The organism is Microcystis sp. M53603_WE2 (genome assembly GCF_030065435.1).
This window is the reverse complement of the sequence record NZ_JASJFF010000961.1, coordinates 1-3,383: the sequence shown is the minus strand read 5'-3', so window position 1 is coordinate 3,383 and position 3,383 is coordinate 1. Positions and strand designations below refer to the sequence as shown.

Here is a 3,383-nt window from a genome sequence, read left to right as displayed (position 1 = left end):
TGGTTACGGATATTAATTTGAGTGCCAGCGTTGCCGAATCAAGATAAGCTAAACGGCGCTTAACCTGCATGATCCAATAGCTATAACCCTTTTGGAGTCTATATCGGTGATCCGAAGTAAAAGCCGTTTAGCTTAGGATACTAAATCCGGTTATTAAAGACTGATTATTTATTGCTCCTCTTGCCTATTGCAAGAGTGCATGAGTGCCTGTCCTGATATGTAGCCTATACTCAACGGATTTAGTATGAGTCCCTCGTATCGATTTCTCAACGTTTGTCTCTGGCACTTTTTTGACTAAAAAAGTGCCAAAACCGTTTTCTAGTAGGCTTCCAGTAATATTCAGCAAACCCTAGATAGTCAACAGATTAGCTTTCTGGGAGGGCGGTCCACGAACCAAGAAAAATGGTATAACGACTGAGTCAAGAGCGGCCGCTCTTTTAAGCAAAAATAAATCTACTAATAATAGAGACCTTATTGTTAAGGTCTCTAGATTCTCTAGAAAATGCTAGATTTACCAGCTAATTACTTTAACCGTTTCGTTAAATAAATTTGCTTCTAGGGAATCGGGGGAACTTGTCACCACACCGGCAATTAGATCTTCGGGTTTTATTGCTGCTTGTTTCATACAGGAGGGACAAATTAAGACTTTTCCCCCTTGACTGATGAAATCTACTAACATTGCTTGCAGGGTTTTACCGGTGATACCGTTAGTGTGTTGAGGAATTGTCTTCGCAGCCAAGTGTACCCCTGTAATATTCAAAAAAATAGTGGTTGAGTGACCTTTTTTCAACATATTGGTGGCGACACCAATGGCCATTGCAGCTCGCCAAGGATCATCGGTGGTTAAATTAACAAATAAATCGGATTTTTGTTGACCGACAGCGATTATTGCTTCGTTAGTTTGTACTGGAGAAAGGGAAGGATTAGCCAAGACTGGGATAGATGTAACTAAGGATAATCCGACAAGGGAACCAAGGGCTAAAGATTTTAACAACATTTTCTTGTCCTCTTGCTGCTGGGTGCAATGAAAACATTTTCATTATGATAACTTCTGGAAAATCTTGTCAACAGACAGCCTGTCAAACTTTAATTTTTGTTGCCGATAACAAAAGCCATCTACTAATTAAAGATGATAATTATTTACTTATCTAACATTTTATCTAATCTTTCCTGAATCAATAAGTCCATGGAAGAACGCAGAAAAAATAAACCAAATAAACCCGCTAAACTGAAGGGAATAATGGCTAGTTTGCTATAGTTAGTGTCTAATAAAAATATGGCTGATATAAGGCTAAATCCCAATAGACAGACATTAATTAATACTTTAATTCCCAGATAAATTCTTTTCAGAAGTCGTTCATTTTCCCGTGACTTAACTTGAAAAACTAAATTTCCTCGCTCGATTTTTTCCTCTAATTGACGGAGTATTCTCTCGTTTTTATTACCTTTTTGCCATTGTTGTTTAAGAAAAGTGCGCGCTTGATTAGCTAGGATAAGCATGGTGTTGGTAGTTCCTCCTGATACTGCTAGACTTTTCACAAAAGGTTGACTAGCTGCTAATAAATTATACTGGGGATCTAAAGAGCGGGCAATTCCATCCAAAGTGGTGACAGATTTAATAATAAAAGTCATTTGGGGAGGTAAGCGAAAAGGTTGCTGTTTAAACATTAAATACACTTGATCGCTAATTTGTTCAAAGACCCTCACATCTACCGGTTTATCGCGAAATTCATCTAAAAGAAACTGCACGATATTTCGTATGGGTTGTAGATCTCTAACGGGTTCAATTAACCCCATATACATCAAAGTTTTTAAGATTGTTTCTGTATCCTTTCTCAAGATAGCGAAAAAGGTTTCGATCATTTGATCTTTAGCGACGGACTTTAACTCGAACATCGTGCCGAAATCGTAGAAAATTAACTCCCCTTCCTGACTAACTGCCATATTACCTGGATGGGGGTCTGATTGGAAAAAACCATCCTGTAATAGTTGTTTGAGATAGGAACAGATCCCCAGTTGAATAATACCATCGACGTTAATATTATTAGCTATTAAAGTCTCTCGATCATCAACTTTAATCCCCGGCACATACTCCAAAGTTAATACCTTGCGAGTGGTATATTGCCAGTAAACTAAAGGGACTTTTACCTGGGGATAATTCTTAAAATTTTCCCGAAAGCGATCAGCATTTTTCCCCTCATGAATATAATCGATTTCTTGAAAGAGTAGCTCAAAGAATTCTTGATAGATAGCTTCTAAATTATATTTTTTCACTACGGGGAAAACATTTAACCAACGGGTGAGACGATGCAACAATTCAAAATCGAGATTAAATAGTCCTTCTAGATTCGGTCTTTGTACCTTAATAACGACTTCTTCCCCACTTAATAACCGCGCTCGATGCACTTGTCCTAAACTGGCACAAGCGAGGGGAGAAACGCTAAAACTTGCAAATAAATTATCTAGGGGTTGTCCTAATTCTGTTTCGATAACTCGGATCGCTTCTTGACTATTAAATTCGGGAACTCGATCCTGTAATTGGGTTAATTGTTCGATATATTCGAGCGGAATTAAATCTGCTCGCGTCGATAAAGATTGTCCAATTTTAATAAAAGTTGGTCCTAAATTCATGAGGCGATCTACTAACCATTTCGCTCTCCTTTGCCGTTTTTTGCCCCTATTAGCCCCCGTTAAACGATCCCAGAGCAAAAAAGTCAAAAACTGCATTGTAAAGCTAAATATCTCCAATTGACGAATAATTGGCGATCGCAAGCTTTGCTGCCAATGTAAAGATTTGGGGGAATCAAAGGGAGTAAGCATCAGTTATCAGTTATTAGCTCCTGAAGGACGCAAAGCGCCCTAAAAAGAAAAAGAGAAACTAGGGGGAAGCCCTGATCTTATAAATCTGGAAGTATCCTGAACTCAAACCGGAGTAACAATGGTGTCATTAGACCCGATTATCAGCAAAGGTCCCTAGGAAAGAGGAAAAAAGAATTGCCGAGACGAGGATTAACTCGTGAACCCGTGGTCGAGAATCAAGTAAAAAACCCTTCCTAGAACCAGGGTACTTCCCCGATCATAACTCGGAGCCAACAAAGCCATGACCAAATCCCGAAACAAGTCCCCAAAAACCCAAAGTAGTGACCAGAAGTTAAATATCATCAATGCCAAGGCGGCGGGAATTGACCTGGGAGCCAGAGAACATTGGGTCTGCGTCCCCCAAGAATTGTCCCAGGAGAATATGGCTCTTCGGTTTGTGTTATGCAATGGACGGGGGTTATAAGGGATGGAACCCTTATATAGAAAGGCATTTAGCGATTTTTGTCAATTATTTCTTATCTAGAGCGAACTAATCAATTAAGTCTCTTGCCAGATAAGGATTT

General features: G+C 39.2%; 3 protein-coding genes. 1 reads left to right on the top strand and 2 read right to left on the bottom strand.

Annotated elements, in window-relative coordinates; translation table 11 throughout:
- Positions 1–511: 511 nt before the first annotated feature.
- Together PX481_RS20285 and PX481_RS20280 are read right to left on the bottom strand one after the other, a co-directional pair.
- The gene (locus tag PX481_RS20285; RefSeq protein ID WP_002763295.1) at positions 512–997 is read right to left on the bottom strand and encodes a DsrE family protein; all 486 of its coding nucleotides are present in this window, start codon (positions 995–997) and stop codon (positions 512–514) included.
- 143 nt (positions 998–1,140) lie between these two features.
- Positions 1,141–2,820, bottom strand: coding sequence for an ABC1 kinase family protein (locus PX481_RS20280; protein WP_288095673.1), 1,680 nt, complete (start codon positions 2,818–2,820; stop codon positions 1,141–1,143).
- 280 nt (positions 2,821–3,100) lie between these two features.
- On the opposite strand from PX481_RS20280, the gene PX481_RS20275 reads away from it, so the two are divergent.
- The gene (locus PX481_RS20275; protein ID WP_002763293.1) at positions 3,101–3,283 is read left to right on the top strand and encodes a hypothetical protein; all 183 of its coding nucleotides are present in this window, start codon (positions 3,101–3,103) and stop codon (positions 3,281–3,283) included.
- Positions 3,284–3,383 lie beyond the last annotated feature (100 nt).

What these genes read in the sequence shown, in the direction of transcription:
- PX481_RS20285 (WP_002763295.1), bottom strand. Translation starts at nt 997, where the DNA reads ATGTTGTTAAAATCTTTAGCCCTTGGTTCCCTTGTCGGATTATCCTTA.
- PX481_RS20280 (WP_288095673.1), bottom strand. Translation starts at nt 2,820, where the DNA reads ATGCTTACTCCCTTTGATTCCCCCAAATCTTTACATTGGCAGCAAAGC.
- PX481_RS20275 (WP_002763293.1), top strand. Translation starts at nt 3,101, where the DNA reads ATGACCAAATCCCGAAACAAGTCCCCAAAAACCCAAAGTAGTGACCAG.